At 70.7% G+C, this 17,845-nt stretch carries 21 protein-coding genes and 1 pseudogene; 13 read left to right on the top strand and 9 right to left on the bottom strand.

Features of this window, described 5'->3' with window-relative positions; all coding sequences use genetic code 11:
* Positions 1-43: 43 nt before the first annotated feature.
* Entirely contained in the window at positions 44-835 is a 792-nt protein-coding gene (locus tag AB0L60_RS09990) for a helix-turn-helix transcriptional regulator (RefSeq protein ID WP_364610169.1), read from the bottom strand.
* 118 nt (positions 836-953) lie between these two features.
* Here AB0L60_RS09990 and AB0L60_RS09985 point away from each other — a divergent pair, with 118 nt between their 5' ends.
* From AB0L60_RS09985 to AB0L60_RS09975, 3 genes are all read left to right on the top strand, one after another.
* Positions 954-1,739 carry a DeoR/GlpR family DNA-binding transcription regulator gene (locus AB0L60_RS09985; RefSeq protein WP_364610166.1) on the top strand — a complete coding sequence of 262 codons (786 nt, stop codon included), beginning with the start codon at positions 954-956 and terminating at the stop codon, positions 1,737-1,739.
* Positions 1,740-1,778: 39 nt separating this feature from the next.
* Positions 1,779-2,147 carry a hypothetical protein gene (locus tag AB0L60_RS09980; RefSeq protein WP_364610163.1) on the top strand — a complete coding sequence of 123 codons (369 nt, stop codon included), beginning with the start codon at positions 1,779-1,781 and terminating at the stop codon, positions 2,145-2,147.
* Positions 2,148-2,281: 134 nt separating this feature from the next.
* Complete coding sequence (locus AB0L60_RS09975; RefSeq protein WP_364610160.1) at positions 2,282-3,118, top strand: SDR family NAD(P)-dependent oxidoreductase; 837 nt, start codon at positions 2,282-2,284, stop codon at positions 3,116-3,118.
* Between the two features lie 76 nt (positions 3,119-3,194).
* Here AB0L60_RS09975 and AB0L60_RS09970 read toward each other — a convergent pair whose 3' ends face one another.
* Complete coding sequence (locus tag AB0L60_RS09970; RefSeq protein WP_364610157.1) at positions 3,195-3,752, bottom strand: sugar O-acetyltransferase; 558 nt, start codon at positions 3,750-3,752, stop codon at positions 3,195-3,197.
* Positions 3,753-3,815: 63 nt separating this feature from the next.
* Here AB0L60_RS09970 and AB0L60_RS09965 point away from each other — a divergent pair, with 63 nt between their 5' ends.
* Together AB0L60_RS09965 and AB0L60_RS09960 are read left to right on the top strand one after the other, a co-directional pair.
* Positions 3,816-4,715, top strand: a complete 900-nt coding sequence (locus AB0L60_RS09965) for a TIGR03619 family F420-dependent LLM class oxidoreductase (RefSeq protein ID WP_364610154.1) — start codon at positions 3,816-3,818, stop codon at positions 4,713-4,715.
* Positions 4,716-4,989: 274 nt separating this feature from the next.
* On the top strand, positions 4,990-6,198 hold the full coding sequence (locus tag AB0L60_RS09960) for a hypothetical protein (protein WP_364610151.1): 1,209 nt from the start codon (positions 4,990-4,992) through the stop codon (positions 6,196-6,198).
* Here AB0L60_RS09960 and AB0L60_RS09955 read toward each other — a convergent pair whose 3' ends face one another.
* Together AB0L60_RS09955 and AB0L60_RS09950 are read right to left on the bottom strand one after the other, a co-directional pair.
* Positions 6,199-6,426, bottom strand: a complete 228-nt coding sequence (locus tag AB0L60_RS09955; RefSeq protein ID WP_364610148.1) for a hypothetical protein — start codon at positions 6,424-6,426, stop codon at positions 6,199-6,201.
* Between the two features lie 31 nt (positions 6,427-6,457).
* Entirely contained in the window at positions 6,458-7,135 is a 678-nt protein-coding gene (locus AB0L60_RS09950) for a response regulator transcription factor (RefSeq protein ID WP_364610145.1), read from the bottom strand.
* 119 nt (positions 7,136-7,254) lie between these two features.
* Between AB0L60_RS09950 and AB0L60_RS09945 the strand changes: the two genes are divergently transcribed.
* The 4 genes from AB0L60_RS09945 to AB0L60_RS09930 all read left to right on the top strand — a co-directional run bounded on the left by AB0L60_RS09945 (position 7,255) and on the right by AB0L60_RS09930 (position 10,129).
* Positions 7,255-7,806 (top strand): hypothetical protein, encoded by a 552-nt coding sequence (locus tag AB0L60_RS09945; protein ID WP_364610143.1) that lies wholly within the window; start codon positions 7,255-7,257, stop codon positions 7,804-7,806.
* A 116-nt stretch (positions 7,807-7,922) separates the two neighbouring features.
* Positions 7,923-8,492, top strand: a complete 570-nt coding sequence (locus AB0L60_RS09940; protein ID WP_364610141.1) for a copper chaperone PCu(A)C — start codon at positions 7,923-7,925, stop codon at positions 8,490-8,492.
* Complete coding sequence (locus tag AB0L60_RS09935) at positions 8,485-9,723, top strand: Dyp-type peroxidase (protein ID WP_364610139.1); 1,239 nt, start codon at positions 8,485-8,487, stop codon at positions 9,721-9,723. The genes AB0L60_RS09940 and AB0L60_RS09935 overlap by 8 nt, the downstream gene beginning before the upstream one ends.
* Before the next feature lie 70 nt (positions 9,724-9,793).
* Positions 9,794-10,129, top strand: a complete 336-nt coding sequence (locus tag AB0L60_RS09930; RefSeq protein WP_356996771.1) for a YnfA family protein — start codon at positions 9,794-9,796, stop codon at positions 10,127-10,129.
* Positions 10,130-10,951: 822 nt separating this feature from the next.
* Here AB0L60_RS09930 and AB0L60_RS09925 read toward each other — a convergent pair.
* Positions 10,952-11,302, bottom strand: coding sequence for a hypothetical protein (locus AB0L60_RS09925; protein ID WP_364610135.1), 351 nt, complete (start codon positions 11,300-11,302; stop codon positions 10,952-10,954).
* Positions 11,303-11,491: 189 nt separating this feature from the next.
* Here AB0L60_RS09925 and AB0L60_RS09920 point away from each other — a divergent pair, with 189 nt between their 5' ends.
* The gene (locus AB0L60_RS09920; protein WP_364610132.1) at positions 11,492-12,475 is read left to right on the top strand and encodes a glycosyltransferase family 9 protein; all 984 of its coding nucleotides are present in this window, start codon (positions 11,492-11,494) and stop codon (positions 12,473-12,475) included.
* A gap of 61 nt (positions 12,476-12,536) precedes the next feature.
* Here AB0L60_RS09920 and AB0L60_RS09915 read toward each other — a convergent pair whose 3' ends face one another.
* Both AB0L60_RS09915 and AB0L60_RS09910 read right to left on the bottom strand, forming a co-directional pair.
* Entirely contained in the window at positions 12,537-13,466 is a 930-nt protein-coding gene (locus AB0L60_RS09915; protein WP_364610129.1) for an EamA family transporter, read from the bottom strand.
* A gap of 194 nt (positions 13,467-13,660) precedes the next feature.
* Positions 13,661-13,945, bottom strand: a pseudogene (locus AB0L60_RS09910) (metalloregulator ArsR/SmtB family transcription factor); the annotation flags it as partial.
* 182 nt (positions 13,946-14,127) lie between these two features.
* On the opposite strand from AB0L60_RS09910, the gene AB0L60_RS09905 reads away from it, so the two are divergent.
* Both AB0L60_RS09905 and AB0L60_RS09900 read left to right on the top strand, forming a co-directional pair.
* On the top strand, positions 14,128-14,808 hold the full coding sequence (locus tag AB0L60_RS09905; protein ID WP_364610126.1) for a M23 family metallopeptidase: 681 nt from the start codon (positions 14,128-14,130) through the stop codon (positions 14,806-14,808).
* A 184-nt stretch (positions 14,809-14,992) separates the two neighbouring features.
* Entirely contained in the window at positions 14,993-16,051 is a 1,059-nt protein-coding gene (locus AB0L60_RS09900; RefSeq protein ID WP_364610123.1) for a hypothetical protein, read from the top strand.
* On the opposite strand, the gene AB0L60_RS09895 is transcribed toward AB0L60_RS09900, so the two are convergent.
* Positions 16,002-16,328: a hypothetical protein gene (locus tag AB0L60_RS09895; RefSeq protein WP_040857932.1), complete on the bottom strand. Its 327-nt coding sequence runs from the start codon at positions 16,326-16,328 to the stop codon at positions 16,002-16,004. The two genes, AB0L60_RS09900 and AB0L60_RS09895, sit on opposite strands and share 50 nt — an antisense overlap.
* Before the next feature lie 195 nt (positions 16,329-16,523).
* Here AB0L60_RS09895 and AB0L60_RS09890 point away from each other — a divergent pair, with 195 nt between their 5' ends.
* Entirely contained in the window at positions 16,524-16,859 is a 336-nt protein-coding gene (locus tag AB0L60_RS09890; RefSeq protein WP_040857934.1) for an RNA polymerase-binding protein RbpA, read from the top strand.
* 136 nt (positions 16,860-16,995) lie between these two features.
* On the opposite strand, the gene AB0L60_RS09885 is transcribed toward AB0L60_RS09890, so the two are convergent.
* Entirely contained in the window at positions 16,996-17,778 is a 783-nt protein-coding gene (locus tag AB0L60_RS09885; RefSeq protein WP_364610865.1) for an ABC transporter permease, read from the bottom strand.
* Positions 17,779-17,845 lie beyond the last annotated feature (67 nt).

Here is a 17,845-nt window from a genome sequence, read left to right as displayed (position 1 = left end):
GACCGGCCCGCGCGGACCGACTAGTCGGATCGGGTTGTGGGGGTCAGGTTCCCGGGACGGTGAGGCGGTCCCGGAGGTGGGCGGCGGTGGCGGCATCGGCGGGGAGGAAGGCTTCGATGGCGAGTTCGGCGACGGTGACGTTCATGGGTGTGCCGAAAACGGTGGTGACGCTGAGGAAGGCGAGTTCGTGGCCGTCGAGGCGCACGCGCAGGGGGACAACGGCCTGGTCGGGTTCGGGCAGGCGGGGTGATTCCTCGCCGCCGGGGTAGGCGCGCAATTCGTCGAGCAGCGCGGTGAGTTCGGGTGATCCGGTTACTTCGATCTGGCGTTGCAGGCGTTCGAAGAGGTGGCCGCGCCATTCGGCGGGGTTGATGATGCGGGGGGCGAAGCCGTCGGGGTGCAGGGTCAGGCGCAGGGCGTTGACGGGCGGCGCCAGCAGGGCGGGGTCGATGCCGTCGAGGAAGAGTCCGATGCCGGCGTTGGCATCGACCATGGTCCAGTTCGCGTCGATGGCGAGGGCGGGGTGGGGTTCGAGGCCGGTGAGGATGCGGCGGAGGGCGTCGCGGACGGATTGCATGGCGGGGGTGTCGAGTTCGGGTTCGGCGTAGACGGGTGCGTATCCGGCGGCCAGGAGCATGCGGTTGCGTTCCCGCAGGGGGATGTCGAGTTCGTCGGACAGGTGCAGCAGCATCTGGCGGCTGGGGGTGGCGCGACCGGTTTCGATGAAGCTGAGGTGGCGGGTGGAGGTTTCGGCGCGACCGGCGAGTTCGAGCTGGCTGAGTCGCCGGGTGGTGCGCCAGTGCCGCAGGAGGTCGCCTGCCGTGTGAGTCGCCATGTGCCGATCGTACGAATGATCAACCACCGCAGGCCATTACCCGGGAGGTAAGCGCCCAGCCTCGGGCAATACGAAACCGACTCTGTTCATTCGAACACACCTCTGTTAGAAATATGGGGTGGATGCCGGTGAACGGTTGGATGTGACGCTGCGTCTGGTGCAGGGCGCGGAGCGGGCCGCGGTGGCGGAATTGGCGCAGCGCCTGGGTGTTTCGGAGATGACCGTGCGCCGCGACCTGGACGCGCTCGAGCAGCGCGGCCTGGTGCGGCGGGTGCACGGCGGGGCGGTGGCGACCCGGGCGCGGACCGAGGCGGGCGGGTTCGCCGATCGCGCGGGCTGGTCGGCCGTGACCAAGGACCGGCTGGGCGCGGCCGTCGCGGCCCTCATCGCACCCGGGTCGCGGGTCCTGCTGGACGCGGGCACGACGACCGTGCATGTGGCCCGGGCGCTGGCCGAGCGCGGTCCGTTGACGGTGACCGCGCTGAGCCTGCAGACCGCGGTGTGCCTGGCCGACCGTCCCGGGATCGAGTTGCTGGTGGCGGGTGGGCGTTCCCGGCCGGGTGAGCAATCCCTGGTCGGCCCTTTGGCTTTGCGGGCGGTGGAGTCACTCGCGTTCGACGTGTTCGTGATGTCGATCGGCGGGGTGCACGCCGAGTACGGCTGGTCGGAGTTCTGTCTCGACGATGCCGCGGTCAAGCAGGCCGGGATCGCGCAGTCGGCGCGGGTGCTGGCGGTGGCGGATGCGACCAAGCTCGGGGTGCGGGCTTTCAGCCAGGTGGCCGCGCTGGGCGCGGCCCACGAGTTCGTCACCGACCGCTCCGCATCCGACCCGGCGATCCATCCGGCCGGGCCGCAGACCCTCGATGCCCTGCGTGAGGCGGGCGTCGTCCTCCATACGGCGTGAACCGAATCGACGTATGAACCGATGATCGAAGGAGCTACCGTGTCGAATTCTCAGATGATCCTGGTCGCGGGCCCGTACCGCTCGGGCACCGGTGACGATCCGGTCAAGCTGGCCGCGAATGTGCGCGCCATGAACGAGACGGCCCTGACCCTCTTCCGGGCCGGGCATCTCCCGGTCACCGGTGAGGCGCTGGCGCTGCCGCTGCTGGAGATCGCCGGCAGTACGCGCCCGGGTGACCCGCTCTACGACGAGATCTTCCATCCTGTCGCCGAGCAGCTGCTCTCTCGCTGTGACGCGGTGCTGCGCATCGGCGGTCCGTCCGAGGGTGCCGATCGGATGGTGGCGCAGGCGCGTGCGGAGGGCAAGCGAATCTATCTGAGCCTGAGCGAGATTCCCGTGGCCGTCTGATCGCCCTGGGCCCGGTGGCGGCCCGGGCTGAGGGCGAGGGCCGGTGAACGGCGAAGTCGGACAGCGGGTCGGCGCCGGATACGCGGGTCGGCGTACCGCGACAGTGCGCCCGGGGTGTGGCAGGCTGGCCGGGCATGAAGACCATGCTGATCACGGGGGCCACGTCGGGGATCGGATTGGCGGCGGCGGGGCAGCTCGCGGCGGCCGGGCACCGTGTCATCCTGGTCGGCCGCAATCCCGGAAAGCTCAGTGCCGCAGTCGAATCGGTGCGCTCTACCGCCGCCGCGCCGGTCGATGCGATCGAATGCGACCTCTCCTCCCTGGCCGAGGTGCGGCAGCTCGCCGCAACCGTCGCGGCCCGATACGACCGGCTCGACGTGCTGGCCAACAATGCGGGCGCATTCCACTTCTCGCGCACCGAAACCGGGGACGGTCTGGAAGCCACCTTCGCGGTGAACCATCTCGCCGGATTCCTGCTCACCGAGCTGCTGCTGGATCTGCTGCGCCACAGTGCCCCGGCGCGGATCCTGTTCACCTCGTCGGTCATGCACTATGGCAATGCCCTCGACTTCGAGGACCTGCAGCTGCGGCACGGCTACAGCGGCACCACCGCCTACGGCCGCGCCAAGCTCGCCAACGTTCTGTACACGCGCGACCTGGCCCGGCGGCTGGACGGAACCCGGGTGACCGCCAACGCCTTCCACCCGGGCGTCGTCGTCACCGGCATCTGGGACGCCGCACCCTGGTTCGCCCGGCCCGTGCTGGCGCTCGGCAAACGCCTGTTCATGACCGACGCCGCCACGGCCGCGCGGACCCTCACCTACCTGGCGACCGACCCCGACGTCTCCTCCGTGTCCGGCTGCTACTTCGAGCGCAACCGTGTCAAGGCGCCCTCCCCCACCGCCCAGGACGACGCGGCCGCCACCCGCCTGCACCGGTTGTGCGCCGAACTGGCGGGCCTGCCCGGCTGAGGTCGTGCCGAACCAGCTTCCGCACCGGTGAACGAAGTCGCACCAGATCCGTTTTCCTGCCCGTTGCCGGTATCGGTCACAGCGGCCTGATCACCCGCGCGGGATTGCCTGCGGCGAACACCTTGTCGGGCAGCTCACGGGTGACGACGCTGCCCGCCCCGACCACCGTGTTCGCACCGATGCTCACGCCCGGGCAGACGATGACCCCGCCGCCGAGCCACACATTGTCGCCGATGGTGATGGGCGCGGCCGTCTCCCAGCGGTCCCGGCGCAGCGCGTGATCGTCCATCGGGTGCAGGGCGGTGAGCAGCTGGGCGCGCGGGCCGATCGAGACGTCGTCGCCGATGGTGACCGGCGCACAATCCATGACGATGGCGTCGTAGTTGAGGAAACTGTTGCGGCCCAACCGGATCAGGTGCCCGTAGTCGCATTGGAAGCGCGGCATGATCCAGGACCCCTCCCCGATCTCGCCGAGCAGCTCGTCGAGGATGGTTCGACGCTCGACGTCCTGACCGGCGCGGGTGGCGTTGAACCGGTCGAGCAACCCCTGGCAGCGCAGACGTTCGGCGACCAGTTCGGGGTCGTTGTCGCGGTACGGCTCGCCGGCGAGCATGCGGTCCTTGTGTTCTCCCACGCCGTCCATCCTGTCCGCGATCCCGCGGCCCGGCGTGATCGCGTATCTGGTATCACCGGAAGGGTGAGAATCGGCTTCGCTCTTCCTCAGCATGGTTCACAGGCCCGCGAGGGCGCTCGGGTGGCGCATTATGCGACCGCGCTGGAGCAGGCGGGGGCCGACAGTCTCTGGGTGGGTGAGCGGCTCATCGCCGCCACCGATCCGAAGGTCGGTTACGCGGGCAAGGACACCATTCCCGACGAGTTCAACTCGGTGCTCGATCCGCTGTTGCTGCTCGGGATCGCGGCCGCGGTGACCGAGCGGGTCGCCCTCGGCGCGAATGTGCTGATCGCGCCGCTGTATCGGCCCGCGCAGCTGGCCCGCGCGCTCACCACGGTCGACGTGGTCAGCAACGGCCGGCTGATTCCCGGCTTCGGCATCGGGTGGTCGCCGGAGGAGTACGAGGCCGCCGAGGTCCCCTTCACCCATCGCGGCGCCCGGCTGGACGAGACCCTCGATGCGCTGGAAGCCATCTGGACCACCGACCCCGCAGGATATCGCGGCCGCTACGTGTCGGTGCCCGAGCATCGCAGTGAGCTCAAGCCGGTGCAGCGGCCGCGCCCGCCGATCTATCTGGGCGCGTTCAGCCCGGCCGGTCTGGCCCGCATCGGCCGCCGCGCCGACGGCTGGCTGCCCGTGGTGCCGGTGCCGGGCCCGCCCACCTGGGGTCAGCAGTTGTTGAAGCTGCGCGGCGTGATCGACGAGGCCGCGGTCGCCGCCGGCCGCGATCCGAAGGACATCGGCACGGTGTTGCGGGTGAACGTGGCCGCGGGCACCGACCTCGAAGTGGTCGCCGCGACCATCGAGAAGGTCGCCGCCGATACCGGATTCGACGACTTCTTCATCGACCTGCTCTACGTCACCGACTCCCTCGACGGCATGCTCGACGCCGCCCTGCAGCTGCTGGCCCGGCTGCGCGGCTGAACCGGCCCGCGACGCACCCGCGCCGCTCTCCATCAGCGGCGTGCCGCCATCCGCTCGGCATTGCCGGATGCACCGGTCCCCTACCAGCTCATCGGCGATATCGCTGCCCACAGGCCGCCCGGCGCGCAGGCGATTCGAGCAGGTTGGGCGAAACCCGAGCCGGGTGGGCAAATCGGGCACTCACCGGGCATACTCGATCCCGTTGTGCCGCAGGGCCGCCGGGTGACCGCCCGGATGACCGGCCCCGGTGATGTGCTGAAGGGAGTCCGGGCCGGTGGGGTTGCGGAATCCGGTCGTGCTGGCCGGAGTCGTCGGAGTCGGAGTACCGGTCCTGGCGGCGGGGGTGGTCGCGGCGCTCACCATCAAAACCGGTGAGAGCGGCCCGGACTCGCAGACGACCGACACGACGACGGCCCCCGCGACAGCGGCCCCGGCCACCGGGCCTGCCATGACGCCGACCGCCGTCGAGGCCGCGGCGCCGGATCCGGTCGGCTTCCAACCCGATTCGATCACCTTCATCTCCGCCGACGAGGGCTGGGTGCTGGGCCGGACCTATCCGTGTGCGAGCGAGCCCTGCCTGGCGTTGCAGCACACCACCGACGGCGGGCAGACGTGGCAGCCGGCCCCGCTCCCGGCCCCGCTGCGCGATCCCGGGTCCAAGGGGCACTGGCTGAAGTTCGCCGACGCCCGCAATGGCTGGATCCGGGCCGGCGACAAGCTGTTCGCCACCCACGACGGCGGAAAGATCTGGCGCGAGATCGATCTCGACCTCGATCCGGTCGTCGACGCCTGGTCGTTCACGATGTCCGACGACAGCGTGTACATCGCCACCGTGCAGCCCGGCGAACGGACCGTACTGTTCACCAGCCCCCTCACCCGTGACGCGTGGACCGGTCCCACCGAGATCCCGGTACCCGGTAGCGGCGGCCCGGACCCCTCGGCCGCTGTCACCGTTCTCGGCAGCCGGGCCTGGATGGTCGTCACCAACCGGGGTGCGGACGGTGCCCGATCGGTCGACGGCACATGGACACCGTGGAAACTGCCCTGCGGCGGCAATGGTCCAGCCGCCTGGCACCCCTTCTCCGAAAAGCGGCTCGTCGCCCTGTGTGGCCGATCCGGCCCGTACTCCGACGGCGGCACCACCACCCAGCTCATGACCTCGACCGACGGCGGTGCCACGTTCGTCGAGACCGGGCAGCTGTCGCCGACGCTGTCTTCAGCTGCCGCGCTCATCCCCGCCGACCCCACCCATCTGGTCGCCGCTCTCGACGATCGCCTGCTCACCTCGGCCGACGGCGGCGCGACATGGACGACCACCTACCGCGCACCCGCCCAGGGCTGGCGCGAGAGCTCGGGCCATTTCGTCACCGAGACAACAGGTTTCGTGATCATGGCTCAGCCCGGGTCCAAGCACCTGGCCACCACGATGCTCGCCACCCAGGACGCGGGCCGCACCTGGACCCCGGTCAGCTTCGGCTCCTGATCACCGGCGGGCGGTGGCGCGGGCGTAGTTCCAGCCCTGCCACGAATCGCTGGACAGGCGTGCGCGAATGACGTCCGCGATGGCCGCACGCTCGACGTCGGGCAGCCAGTCGGCCACCGGCAGCACAACGGCCAGCTTCAGTTTGATCGACCCCACCCGGTCCAGCGGGCGCGGCATCCACCCCGCCGCCCGATTCCCGGCCGCCCGCAACCACTCTCGCACGCTCACCGCTCCCCCTCCGCTGCGCGCCCACCGCCGTTCATCGAGCCTCCAGCGCGTACCCCACGCCGTGCACGGTGCGGATCAGGTCCGCGCCGAGCTTGCGGCGCAACGCCTTGACGTGACTGTCGACGGCGCGGGTGCCCGAGGCATCCGCCCAACCCCACACCTCGCTGAGTAGCCGTTCCCGGGCCAGCACGGTGCGCGGCCGGCGGGCCAGGTGCACCAGCAGCTCGAATTCCAGTGGGGTGAGCTGGGTTTCGGCGTCGCCGCGCCACACCCGCCGCTGATCGGTGTCGATGCGTAGATCACCGACCACGATGGCGGCGGCCGGGGCGGCGGTGCGGTCCACGCGGCGCAGCAGGGCGTGCACGCGGGCGGTGAGCACCCGCATCGAGAACGGTTTCGTCAGATAGTCGTCCGCGCCGACCCCGAGGCCGACGAGCATGTCGGTTTCGTCGGTGCGGGCGGTCAGCATCAGCACCGGCACCGGCCGGCGGGCCTGGATGCGGCGGCAGACCTCGAGCCCGTCGAAGCCGGGCAGCATCACGTCCAGTACCACCAGATCCGGGTCCCCGGCCGCGTCGGCCGCCACCGCCGCGGGCCCGTCGTGCGCGATGTCGACCGCGTACCCCTCGGCGCGCAGGCGGGCGGCGAGGGATTCCGCGATGGTCGGCTCGTCCTCGACGACGAGGATCCGGCGCGCGCTGGTTTCCATGCAGGTGACATTAGGCAACCGCCGTGGAGATGGTTCGCATCGATTGTGAAGATCCTGTGGAGACGCCGGTCATACCACCTGGAAACATCGTCTGCGACACGACGTCGTAGCATGGCCGGGTGCGCTCAACGACGGATCACACCGCGCGCCTGCGCGGCGCTGCCGTCGGCGCATCCTCCGGCGCGGTAGCGATTCTCGCGCACGGACTCGGCGGCGGCGCGACCCTGCTCGACGGTTCCGCGCTCGCCCTGCTGTTCGCCGCGTGCACGCTGATCGGGGTCGGGGTGGCGACCCTGCGCCCCCGCTACGGGATCGCCGGAACCATGGCCATGCTGGCGGTGGGTCAGTCCATCGGCCATGCGGCGCTGTCGATGTCGCCGGGCCACCACCATCACAGCTCCTCGCCGTCGATGCTGCTGGCCCACCTGGTCGCAATTCCGGTGGGCGCGCTCGCGATTCGCGCCGCCGAGGCCGGTATGCGCCGGGCCGTCACCAGCGTGCGGCGGTTCATCCTCGCGCTGGGTTCGATCCTCCGGCCGCCCGCGCCGCGCCTGCGGCCGTGCCGCGCCGACGATCGCGCCGAGGCGCGTCGCCTGCTCGTCAGTCCGGGGATCGGGCGTCGTGGCCCACCCCGGGCCGGCGCACCGTTCCCACACCTCGCTCCGGCATAGATCCGCGACGCCTCCTCCCCCGCGCAGTGACCGAATCAGGCCTGCGCCGAATGGGTGTCGCCGTGAACCGGTCCGGGGTGACCTCCCTTCCCCCTGACACACGGAGTCCATTTCCCATGTCCCAGATGCCCTCCTGCCACAGCTTCCGCCTGCGCACCGGCGGATTCGCGCGCCGGGTCGGCGCGGCCGCCGCCGTCGCGACCCTGGCGCTGCTGCCCGTCGCCTGCTCCTCCTCGCAGACCGCCTCGGACGCCACCGGCAAGGCCGCCGACCGGATCACCATGACCGATCAGTGGATCAAGGCCGCCGACAGCGGCATGTCCGCTGCCTTCGGCACCCTCGCCAACACCTCCGACCAGCCGATCAACCTGGTCGCGGCCACCAGCCCGGCCTCGGCCACCGTGGAGATCCACGAGATCGTCCCCGAGGCGGCCGGAGAGAAGACCATGCGGCCCAAGGCCGGTGGCATCGTCATCCCCGCCCACGGCAGCGCGACCCTCAAGCCCGGCGGCGACCACCTCATGTTCATGGGGTTGAAGGCACCGCTGCGCACCGGCGCGGACACCCCCATCACGCTCACCTTCTCCGACGGGTCCAGCACCACCGTCACCGCGCAGGTACGCGACTTCGCGGGCGGCAAGGAGAACTACCAGCCCTCCGGCGACAACGCCGCCCACGGTGGCTGACCGGCCGCAACCGCACCCCCGCCTGTCCCGGCGGCGACTGCTCGGCGGCGGGGCCGCCGGGGCCGCCGCGGTGACAATTGCCGGCTCCGCCGGCGTCGGCTGGGGCGCGGCCACACTCACCCACCGCGACCACGATCGCGATCCCGGACTGGACACGGTCGCGTTCCACGGTCCGCATCAGGCGGGCATCGCGACGGATCCGCCGCTGCACGCGGCCTTCGTCGCCTTCGATCTGGTGGCGGGTGCACAGCGCGAGGACATCGTCGGGCTGTTGAAGATCTGGACCGATGACGCCTCGCGCCTGACCCAGGGCCGACCGGCACTCGCCGACACCGAACCGGAACTGGCCGCCCGGCCCGCCCGGCTCACCGTCACCGCCGGATTCGGGCCGCGGTTGTTCACCGTCGCCGGACTCGAGGACCAGCGGCCGCACTGGCTGAAACCGTTGCCGGCCTTCACCATCGACAAGCTCGATGCCGCCTGGTGCGGCGGTGATCTGCTGCTGCAGATCTGCGCCGACGAGGCCACCACGGTCTCGCACGCGGTGCGGGTGCTGTCCAAGCATGTGAAATCGCTGGTCACGGTGAAGTGGGTGCAGCGCGGGTTCCGCAATGCCGCCCGCGGCCGGACCATGCGCAATCTCATGGGCTCGGTGGACGGCACGGTCAACATCGCGCCCGGCACAACCGATTTCGATCGCCTCGTGTGGGACGACGGATCGGTGCGGCCGTGGCTGGCCGGGGGCACCTCGATGGTGTTGCGGCGCATCGCCATGAACCTCGAGACCTGGGACGAGCTCGACGCCGACGGGCGCGCCATCACCGTCGGCCGCACCGTCGAGCACGGGGCGCCGCTGTCGGGCACCCGGGAATTCGACGAACCCGACTTCGCGGCCGTGGACCAGTACGGCATCCCGAAGATCCCGCCGTCCTCCCACATCGCCCGCGCCCACCACGCCCACGACGGGGAGCGGTTCCTGCGCCGCGGCTACAACTACGACGACGCGCCCGCCCCCGGGCACGTCTCCAACTCGGGCCTGCTGTTCGCGTCCTTCCAGCGCGACATCGACGCCCAGTACCTGCCGGTGCAGCAGCGACTGGCCGACTTCGACGCCCTCAACCAATGGACCACACCGGTCGGCTCGGCGGTCTTCGCCGTCCCGCCCGGCGTGCCCGGCCCGGGCGGGTACCTCGGACAGCAGCTGTTCGACCGCGCCGACGCCCAACGATGATCCGGACCGGCCGGACCGCACACGGGGCGGTCCGACCGGACACCGGCCGCGGACTCTAGGGTGGGCTGCCATGACCGTCTTGCGATCGATCGTGCTCTTCGGACTGGCCGCCGTCGCCGAAATCGGTGGCGCGTGGCTGATCTGGCAGGGAGTGCGCGAGCACCGCGGCTGGCTGTGGATGGGGGCGGGGGTGGTGGCGCTCGGCTGCTACGGGTTCGTCGCCACCCTGCAGCCCGACGCCCACTTCGGGCGCATCCTCGCCGCCTACGGTGGCGTCTTCGTGGCGGGGTCGCTGCTGTGGGGCATGGCGCTGGACGGCTTCCGGCCCGACCGCTGGGACGTGATCGGCGCGCTGGTGTGCCTGGCCGGGGTCGGGCTCATCATGTACGCACCGCGCTCGGCGTGAGACACGCGGGTGCCAGACACGCCGTGGCAGTGCTCCACGTGAAACCGGCTGCGCCCGAACCGCATTCACGCATGCCACGCATCGCCGCCGGATCGCGCCGACGTGCAGTCGATGCAGAATTGCCGGGCGCGAACGAATTACGCATTCCCGCCGGTCACGGCGATGGTCAGCGGCCGGCCCCGAGCAGGCCGTCGATGATCGCGCCTGCGGTGGGCAGCGCCGTGTCGTCACCCATCCGCGCGGCCGTATTCGCCGCCACAACCGCATCCAACTGGAACGCGACGGGTGCGGGTCCAGCCCGGCCAGCTCGGTGGCGGCGGCATCGGCCTGCTCATCAACGACCTGTTCCTGCGCAATGCGCGGCTACCCGAGGTGGAGGCCGCCCTCGACGAGCTGTGCACCCGGGTGGCCGCCGCAACCGGCGCGCGGCTGTCGCTGTTCACCCTGGCCGACTCCTTCACCGGGCGCACGGCTCCCCTCCTCCCGCTGTTCGCCGGATTCGCCGACGCCGTGCGCCGCGTCCCGCCGAGCGCCACGACGCCATCCTCACCGAATTCTGGGACCACCCGCGCGACTGCCGGACTGGCTCTCGGCCGATCTCATCCACCTGACCATGGCCGGGCACGCGGTGGTCGCCGCCGAGATCGCCGAGAACCTGGCCCGCCACACCGCCCGCGAACTCCCGCCCGAGCTCGTCCGGCACCCCTGAGCCGGCCCGGAAACACCCGATGCCGCACGCGGTGCAGTCATGCACCCTGTGCGGCATCGCCTTTCACGCGGGAGAACGTTATGCGGTTGTCGCGCTCACGGTTTCGCGCCCGCTCACTTCCACAGCGCCGCGATGAAGACATTCAGGATCGCCAGCCCGCCGGCCGCGTGGGTCATCCACGCCACCTCCTTGCCGCGCTTGGCGTCCGCACGCCCCATTTCGGCGAAGGCCGCAACCAGCACCGCCACCACGAGTTTGGTGATCATCTTCGCCATATCGGGGTGCTTGCCCAGCGAATGGATCGACTCGGCCATGCCGAGCAGGATCACCCCGGTGAGGATCTGCACACGCGCGCCCCACACCATCAGCTCCGACACCCGCGGCTGGGAGGCGACATACCCGCCGACCACCGCCGCCATACCGAGCAGATGAGCCGTGACCATGAGGTTGTAGACGACCGTCATGACTGCACACGGTAATCCATCCACCCGCGACAACGACAGCCGGTAGTAACAGCGGTTTTCCGCCATCATGCGGATCGGTCCCCAGGGTTTCACCCCCGCTCGGGCCGGGTAGTCCTCACGCAATGGTCCCCGCACGTCCGGTGGCGGACCGCAGCGTCGTGGGCGACGTGGCCGGCTAGGAGAATTCAGGTGGCGGTTGTACTAGTGCTGCGAGCACGCGGATTGGGTGATCTCCTCACCACCGTTCCCGCGTTGCGCGCCCTGCGCCGGGCCCGGCCCGGCGACCACATCGCACTGGCAGCACCCCATCGCCTGAAACCCATCGTCGACCTCATCGCCTCCGTCGACGAAATGGTCCCCATCCACGATACCGTCGGACTGCGCTGGGACGGCGAATCACCGGCCCTGGCCGTCAACCTCGACGGCACCGAAGGCATCGCGGAACTCTCCCGGACCAAGCCCGAACGCATTCTCACCTACCGCAATCCGGCCTTCCCCGACCTGCCCGGCCCGGAATGGCAGCCCGAGATGCACGACGTGGACCGCTGGTGCCATCTGCTCGAATCCGACGGCATCGCCGCCGACCGCCGCAACCTCGGCCTGGTGCCGCCGGTGGCCAGCACCAGCCACCGCAACGCCGTGGTCGTGCACATCGGGGCCGGCGCGACCGCCCGGCGCTGGCCTGCCGACCGGTTCGCCGCCGTGGTCCGGCATCTGCTGGTCCAGGATCGCGATGTCGTGGTGACCGGTGACGAATCCGAACGCGAGACCGCGCTCGGCGTCGCCACCCGCGCGGGACTCTCATCGGCGCGAGTCCTCGCCGGCCAGCAGAACCTCATCGAACTGGCCGCCACCGTCGCCGAGGCCGCCCTCGTGGTGTGCGGCGACACCGGCGTCGCCCACCTGGCCACCGCCTTCGGCACCCGCACCGTACTGCTCTTCGGCCCCAACCCGCCCAGCCGCAGCGGCCCGCCCCCGCACCTGCTCGGCCGCCACGCCGTGCTCTGGGCCGGGCAGACCGGCGACCCGGACGCCGACGACATCGACCCGGGGCTGCTGAAAATCGGTGTGCCCGAGGTCGTCAACGCCGTCGACAAGCAACTGCGCAAACGCCCCTGGCCCGGCACCGGATTGGACCGCCGCGCCCAGCAGACCTTCCGGCGGGTGGGGTGAATCCCGTCTTCGGAACTCTGCGGGCTTCGCCCTGCGAACCCGGCTGAGATCTCGGCCGCGTTCATTCCCGCGCTTGGGACGGCCGCACGTTCCCGCGCAGCCGCGGACGGCTATTGCGTTGCGTCGCACTGAGAGTCAGAGCCGCCATCACCAGCGCGATGCCCGCGAGTTCGGGGACAGCGGGGCGCTGGGACAGCGCGACCGCGCCGATGACGGCTGCGGTGGCCGGGAGCAGCGCCAGCAGCAAGGCGAAACGAGCGCGGCCGACCGTGCGCAGGACCAGCTGGTCGAGGGCGTAGGGAACGGCACTGGACAGCACGCCGACACCGACGCCCAGCAGCCAGGTGCCTGGGTCCGCGAAAGCGGCTGGGGCGAGCACACATTGGCGCGTCACCAGGACCGGGGCCAGCAGGAGTGCGGCGGCGGCCATACCCACGGCCAGAGCGTCCAGGCCCGACCCCGCGTCGGCGACCCGCTTGCCCAACAGGATGTAGCCCGCCCACAGCGCGGCCGCGAGCAAGGCGAACGCGACACCGGCCGGCCGGGCATCCGCGGACACGCCCGCCAGCAGGAAGACACCGGCGACCACCAGGGCCACGGCGAGGAGATCGCGGGGCCGACGCGATCCGAGAGTGGCCACCGCGACCGGTCCCAGGAATTCGATGGCGACCGCGGTGCCGAGCGGGATCCGCGCGATCGCCTCGTAGAAGGCGATATTCATGCCCAGGGTCACCACGCCGAACCCGGCAGCCACCCCGATCGAGCGGCGGGACCAGCGCCCGCGCCAGGGCCGCCGCCACGCCAACAGGGCGGCACCCGCGGCCGCCGCACGCAGCCAGGCCACCGTCGCGGGTTCGACCGTGCCGAACAGATGGACGCCGATCGCCGCGCCGAGATACTGCGAGACACCGCCCGCGACGAAGATCAGCGGCACCGACCAGCCGGGTGGCACTGTCCGGCGGGGACTCTCGACAACGACGGACGTACCCACCCCGCCACGGTAACGCCCGGCCGCCCGGGGTCTCAGCGATCCAGCCCTACGCGGCCCTGCCACCCGTTTCCTGACTCTGCTCCCGCAACCTCGCGTCTGCTCCTGCGGCCCCGGCCCGTTCCCGCCATATCCGACCTGCCCGCAGGTTCGCGCTGCCCGGAGGGGGGTTCGGCCTGCGCGCTGGACAAGGCCGCCGAGTAGGCGGCCAGGGCGCTGGGCCAGAACTGTTCGAGATAGTCACGCGCATCGGCCAGCCCGCGCGGGTCCAGGGAGTAGAGACGGCGGTTGCCCTCCGGCCGCATCATCACCAGGCGCGCCTCACGCAGCACCTTCAGATGCTGGGAGATTGCCGAACTGGTGACGCCCAGGGCCCCGGCGAGTTCACCCACCGATTTCGGGCCCTGCGGGAGGGCTTCGAACACCGCTCGGCGAGTACCGTCGGCGAGCGCGCTCAACACCCGCACTCCATTAGTGACCACTTAATCAGAGTGCCCGCACCACGCTGCCAGGGTCAATTCGCCGGCAAACCCCGGAGGCCGACGCCATCCACGAATTTCCCCGTGTCGTTATCGTCTCGTAATACACGAACTGGACTTTTGGCGCACTGTGACGGTCGCAACTCGGCTTCTGAACGACACTCGGGTTCTCGTACGGTCGAGCAATGCCCGTAACCGTTCCGTTATCTCGTCTTGGAACCGGCCGGTACCGCTCGGTCGCGACCCGCGCCGCGGCCGTCACCGCCGTCGTCGGCGCGACCCTGACCGCGCTGGCCGCCACCGACCCGCACGCCACACACGAGCTCACGGGCGACTCCGCGGCAAACGCCGCCCAGATCGACGGCGCCTTCACCGCCTTCACCCCGCGCGAGGCGCAGATGCCGCAGGTGGTACCCCAGCCGGTGCTCGACTTCCTCGACGGCCTGCACGCCGAGCAGGCCCGCCCCAAGACCGTGCGCCCGGTCGCCGGTCCGCTCACCTCCGGCTTCGGCATCCGCTGGGGCGCCATGCACGCCGGCATCGACTTCGGCGAGGGCTTCGGCGCGCCGATCCACGCCATCACCGACGGCACCGTCATCGAGGCGGGTCCCGCCTCCGGGTTCGGTCTCTGGGTACGGGTGCTGCAGGACGACGGCACGATCGGCGTCTACGGCCACATGCAGGACATCCTGGTCCAGGTGGGCCAGCAGTTGCGCGCCGGCGACGTACTCGCCACCGTCGGCAGCCGCGGGTACTCCACCGGACCGCACCTGCACTACGAGGTGCACACCCGCGGCGGCGCGCCCGTCGATCCGCTGCCCTACCTGGCCGGGCGCGGCATGGACGTCGGCATCCCCGTCGACTGACCCCACCGCTCACCCGGGCGCCCGCTGCAGGGTGCACGGATCGGTTGCGCGACAACGGCGTTCGCGGCCCACGCAGAACAGCCCCGGCTCATACCGCCGGGGCTGTTCTCATACCCGGGTACTACGTGCCCACCCCACCGCCGGGGGACGTGGCGGACGGCCGCACGGACCTAGCGTCACCATCATGACCACGCTCGATCGTCCGCCGCTCGCGCCGCTCACCCCTGCCGTCCCCGCTCGCCGGCTGCACCGCCCCCTGCTCGTCACCACCGCGGCCATGGCGGCCCTGGCCGTGTTCTCCCTGGGCGCCATGGCCTTCGACGACCGCATGCTGCTGGGCGAATCGGTGTGGCTCAAACCGCTCAAGTTCGCCATCGCCATGGTCCTCTACTGCGGCACCCTGGCCTGGCTGGTGTCGTTCCCGCACCGCGGGCAGCGGCTGACCTGGTGGATGGGCGCCGTCTTCGCCGCCACCGCCATCGTGGACGTCGGCTTCGTGGTGGTGCAGGCGGCGCGCGGCACCTTCAGCCACTTCAACACCCAGCACGACGCGGTCAACACCATCGGCCAATGGGTGTTCATGACCGGCGTGCCCGGACTGTTCCTCGCGAATCTGGTGATCGCGGTGACCCTTTCGTGGCAGCGCGTCACCGACCGGCCCACCTCGCTGGCCATCCGCGCGGGCCTGGGCATCGCGGTGTTCGGCATGGCGCTGGGTTACACCATGGGCTTCAGCGGCCAGCAGCAGACCACCGACGCCTACGGGCACCCGGTCCGGCTGGGCGCGGGACACACCTTCGTCAGCGGGCAGCCCGCCGTCCGCGACGGTGTCGAGGGCATGCCGATCACCCACTGGAGCACCGCGGGCGGCGACATGCGGATCGCGCATTTCGCGGGCCTGCACGGCATTCAGCTGCTCATCGTGGCGGCCATCGTGCTGGCCCGCCTCGCCCCGGCCGTGACATGGCTGCGCACCGAACGCACCCGCACCCGGCTGATCGGGGTGCTGGCGCTCGGTTACACCGCTCTGGTGGCGCTGCTGATGTGGCAGGCGCTGCGCGGGCAGCCCGTGACCCGGCCCGACGGTGAAACCCTCACCGCCCTCGGCCTTGTCGCCGCCGTCACCGCGCTCGGCATCGGCATCGTCTACGCACTGAGCGTGCGCGCCCTGCCCGCCGGCCGCCACGCCGCGGTCAGCGCAGCCGTTCCGCCTCGCGCGTCAACGCCACCAATGTCGCGGTGAGATCGGCGAGTTCGATCATCTCGGCGCCTTCCGCGACCGCCGTGGCCACATCCTCGGCGGCACAGCGGGCGGCGAACCAGCGATCGGACAGGTCCGAGACCTCCTGGGCACTGAGCACCACCGAATCCTCGGGAATGCCGGTGCCCTTCACGCTGTTTCGGTGTTCGTACGCCCGCTGGCGACACGATTGCCGGCAGTACCGCCGGCGGCGTCCGATCTCCGATTCGGCGATCTCCCGCCCGCACCATTGGCAGCAGGACAGCACGCGTCGAGACATGGTCCGTCACATTAGCGGTTTGCGGCCGCGACCGGGCGGAAGGGCACGCCGCGGCGGAGTGGGCGCGCCGGACGAGTAGGATGGCAGGGTTCTCCCACGGGAACCAACACGTGCGCGGCTGCGTTGACACTAGGTAGCGCAGCTGCAGAAACACTGATGTAGAACATTGCCGACAGGCGAGAAGGGACCGCACTCATGGCAGATCGCGTACTCCGGGGGTCTCGGCTCGGAGCGGTGAGCTACGAGACCGACCGCGACCACGACCTGGCGCCGCGTCGGATGGCGCGGTACCGCACCGACAACGGCGAGGAATTCGACGTTCCCTTCGCCGACGACGCCGAAATCCCGCCGACCTGGCTGTGCCGCAACGGCCAGGAGGGCATCCTGCTCGAGGGCACCACCCAGGAGCCCAAGAAGGTCAAGCCGCCCCGCACCCACTGGGACATGCTGCTGGAGCGTCGCAGCAAGGAGGAGCTCGAAGAGCTCCTGCAGGAGCGCATGGAGCTGCTCAAGACCCGCCGCCGCGGCTGAGCACAGCGACGAACGGGAAGGGCCCCGCACACACCGGTGCGGGGCCCTTCCCATGCCCGGGGTCAGCCCGATAAGCCGTAATGGGCGGCAAGGGTGGCATCGAACAGAGAGCGGTCGGCGCGCTGCCCGCGCCGGCTCAGTGACTGGCCACCTTCCGGTACTGCAGCAGGGCGATCGGCACGGAGATCGCCAGGATAGCGAGCGAACAGTAGACGGAGTACTCGACGCAGTGGTCGGCGGGCCAGCCGGTGGCCGGTCGGAACGACGGCGGGGAGCCGTTGTCGAAGAGCTTGCGCCCGGCCGCCGACACCGCGGTGATCGGATTCCAGGCGGCGACGGTGCGCAGCGGGCCGGGCAGCGTCTCCCCGGAGATGAAGGCCGAGGAGATGAAGGTCAGCGGGAAAAGCCAGATGAGACCGGCGCTCTGGGCCACCTCGACGCTGGGCGACATGAGCCCGGTGATCGCCCCGACCCACGACATGGCGAACGCGAACAGCAGGATCACCCCGAATGCCAGCACCGCGTCGATGATCGACCCGTTGATCCGCCAGCCGACCACGTACCCGCAGACCACCATGACCGCCAGCGCCAGAATGTTGACCACCAGGTCCGACAGAGTGCGGCCCATCAGCACCGCCAGCCGCGACATGGGCAGCGTCCGCATCCGGTCGATGATGCCCTTGTGCAGGTCGTTGGCCAGGCCGACGGTGGTGAACGCGGCATTGAAAGCGACTGTCTGCGTGAAGATTCCGGCGAGCAGGAACTCCCGGTACTGGCTGCCGCCCAGGGACGCACCGAAGATGTAGGCGAACAGGAACACGAACATCAGCGGCTGGATGGTGGCCGTCACCAGCAGGGTGGGCACCCGCAGGATGGTCAGCAGGTTGCGGTAGGCCACGATCGCCGAGTCGCGCACCACCCGGGGTAGCAGCATGAGAGGACCCTCGATGCGGGGGCGGCCCTGGTCCTCCTCGGGTGGCGCGGGA

The sequence above is a fragment of the Nocardia sp. NPDC051981 genome (genome assembly GCF_040680715.1).
In the GTDB taxonomy this organism is placed as follows: domain Bacteria; phylum Actinomycetota; class Actinomycetes; order Mycobacteriales; family Mycobacteriaceae; genus Nocardia.
The sequence above is the reverse complement of the archived record's forward strand: the minus strand, read 5'-3'. Positions and strand labels throughout refer to the sequence as shown.

Bases quoted from the DNA above. Each gene is read 5' to 3' on its own strand.
- AB0L60_RS09990 (WP_364610169.1), bottom strand. From the start codon at position 835: ATGGCGACTCACACGGCAGGCGACCTCCTGCGGCACTGGCGCACCACC.
- AB0L60_RS09975 (WP_364610160.1), top strand. From the start codon at position 2,282: ATGAAGACCATGCTGATCACGGGGGCCACGTCGGGGATCGGATTGGCG.
- AB0L60_RS09950 (WP_364610145.1), bottom strand. From the start codon at position 7,135: ATGGAAACCAGCGCGCGCCGGATCCTCGTCGTCGAGGACGAGCCGACC.
- AB0L60_RS09940 (WP_364610141.1), top strand. From the start codon at position 7,923: ATGTCCCAGATGCCCTCCTGCCACAGCTTCCGCCTGCGCACCGGCGGA.
- AB0L60_RS09930 (WP_356996771.1), top strand. From the start codon at position 9,794: ATGACCGTCTTGCGATCGATCGTGCTCTTCGGACTGGCCGCCGTCGCC.
- AB0L60_RS09925 (WP_364610135.1), bottom strand. From the start codon at position 11,302: ATGACGGTCGTCTACAACCTCATGGTCACGGCTCATCTGCTCGGTATG.
- AB0L60_RS09905 (WP_364610126.1), top strand. From the start codon at position 14,128: ATGCCCGTAACCGTTCCGTTATCTCGTCTTGGAACCGGCCGGTACCGC.
- AB0L60_RS09900 (WP_364610123.1), top strand. From the start codon at position 14,993: ATGACCACGCTCGATCGTCCGCCGCTCGCGCCGCTCACCCCTGCCGTC.
- AB0L60_RS09895 (WP_040857932.1), bottom strand. From the start codon at position 16,328: ATGTCTCGACGCGTGCTGTCCTGCTGCCAATGGTGCGGGCGGGAGATC.
- AB0L60_RS09890 (WP_040857934.1), top strand. From the start codon at position 16,524: ATGGCAGATCGCGTACTCCGGGGGTCTCGGCTCGGAGCGGTGAGCTAC.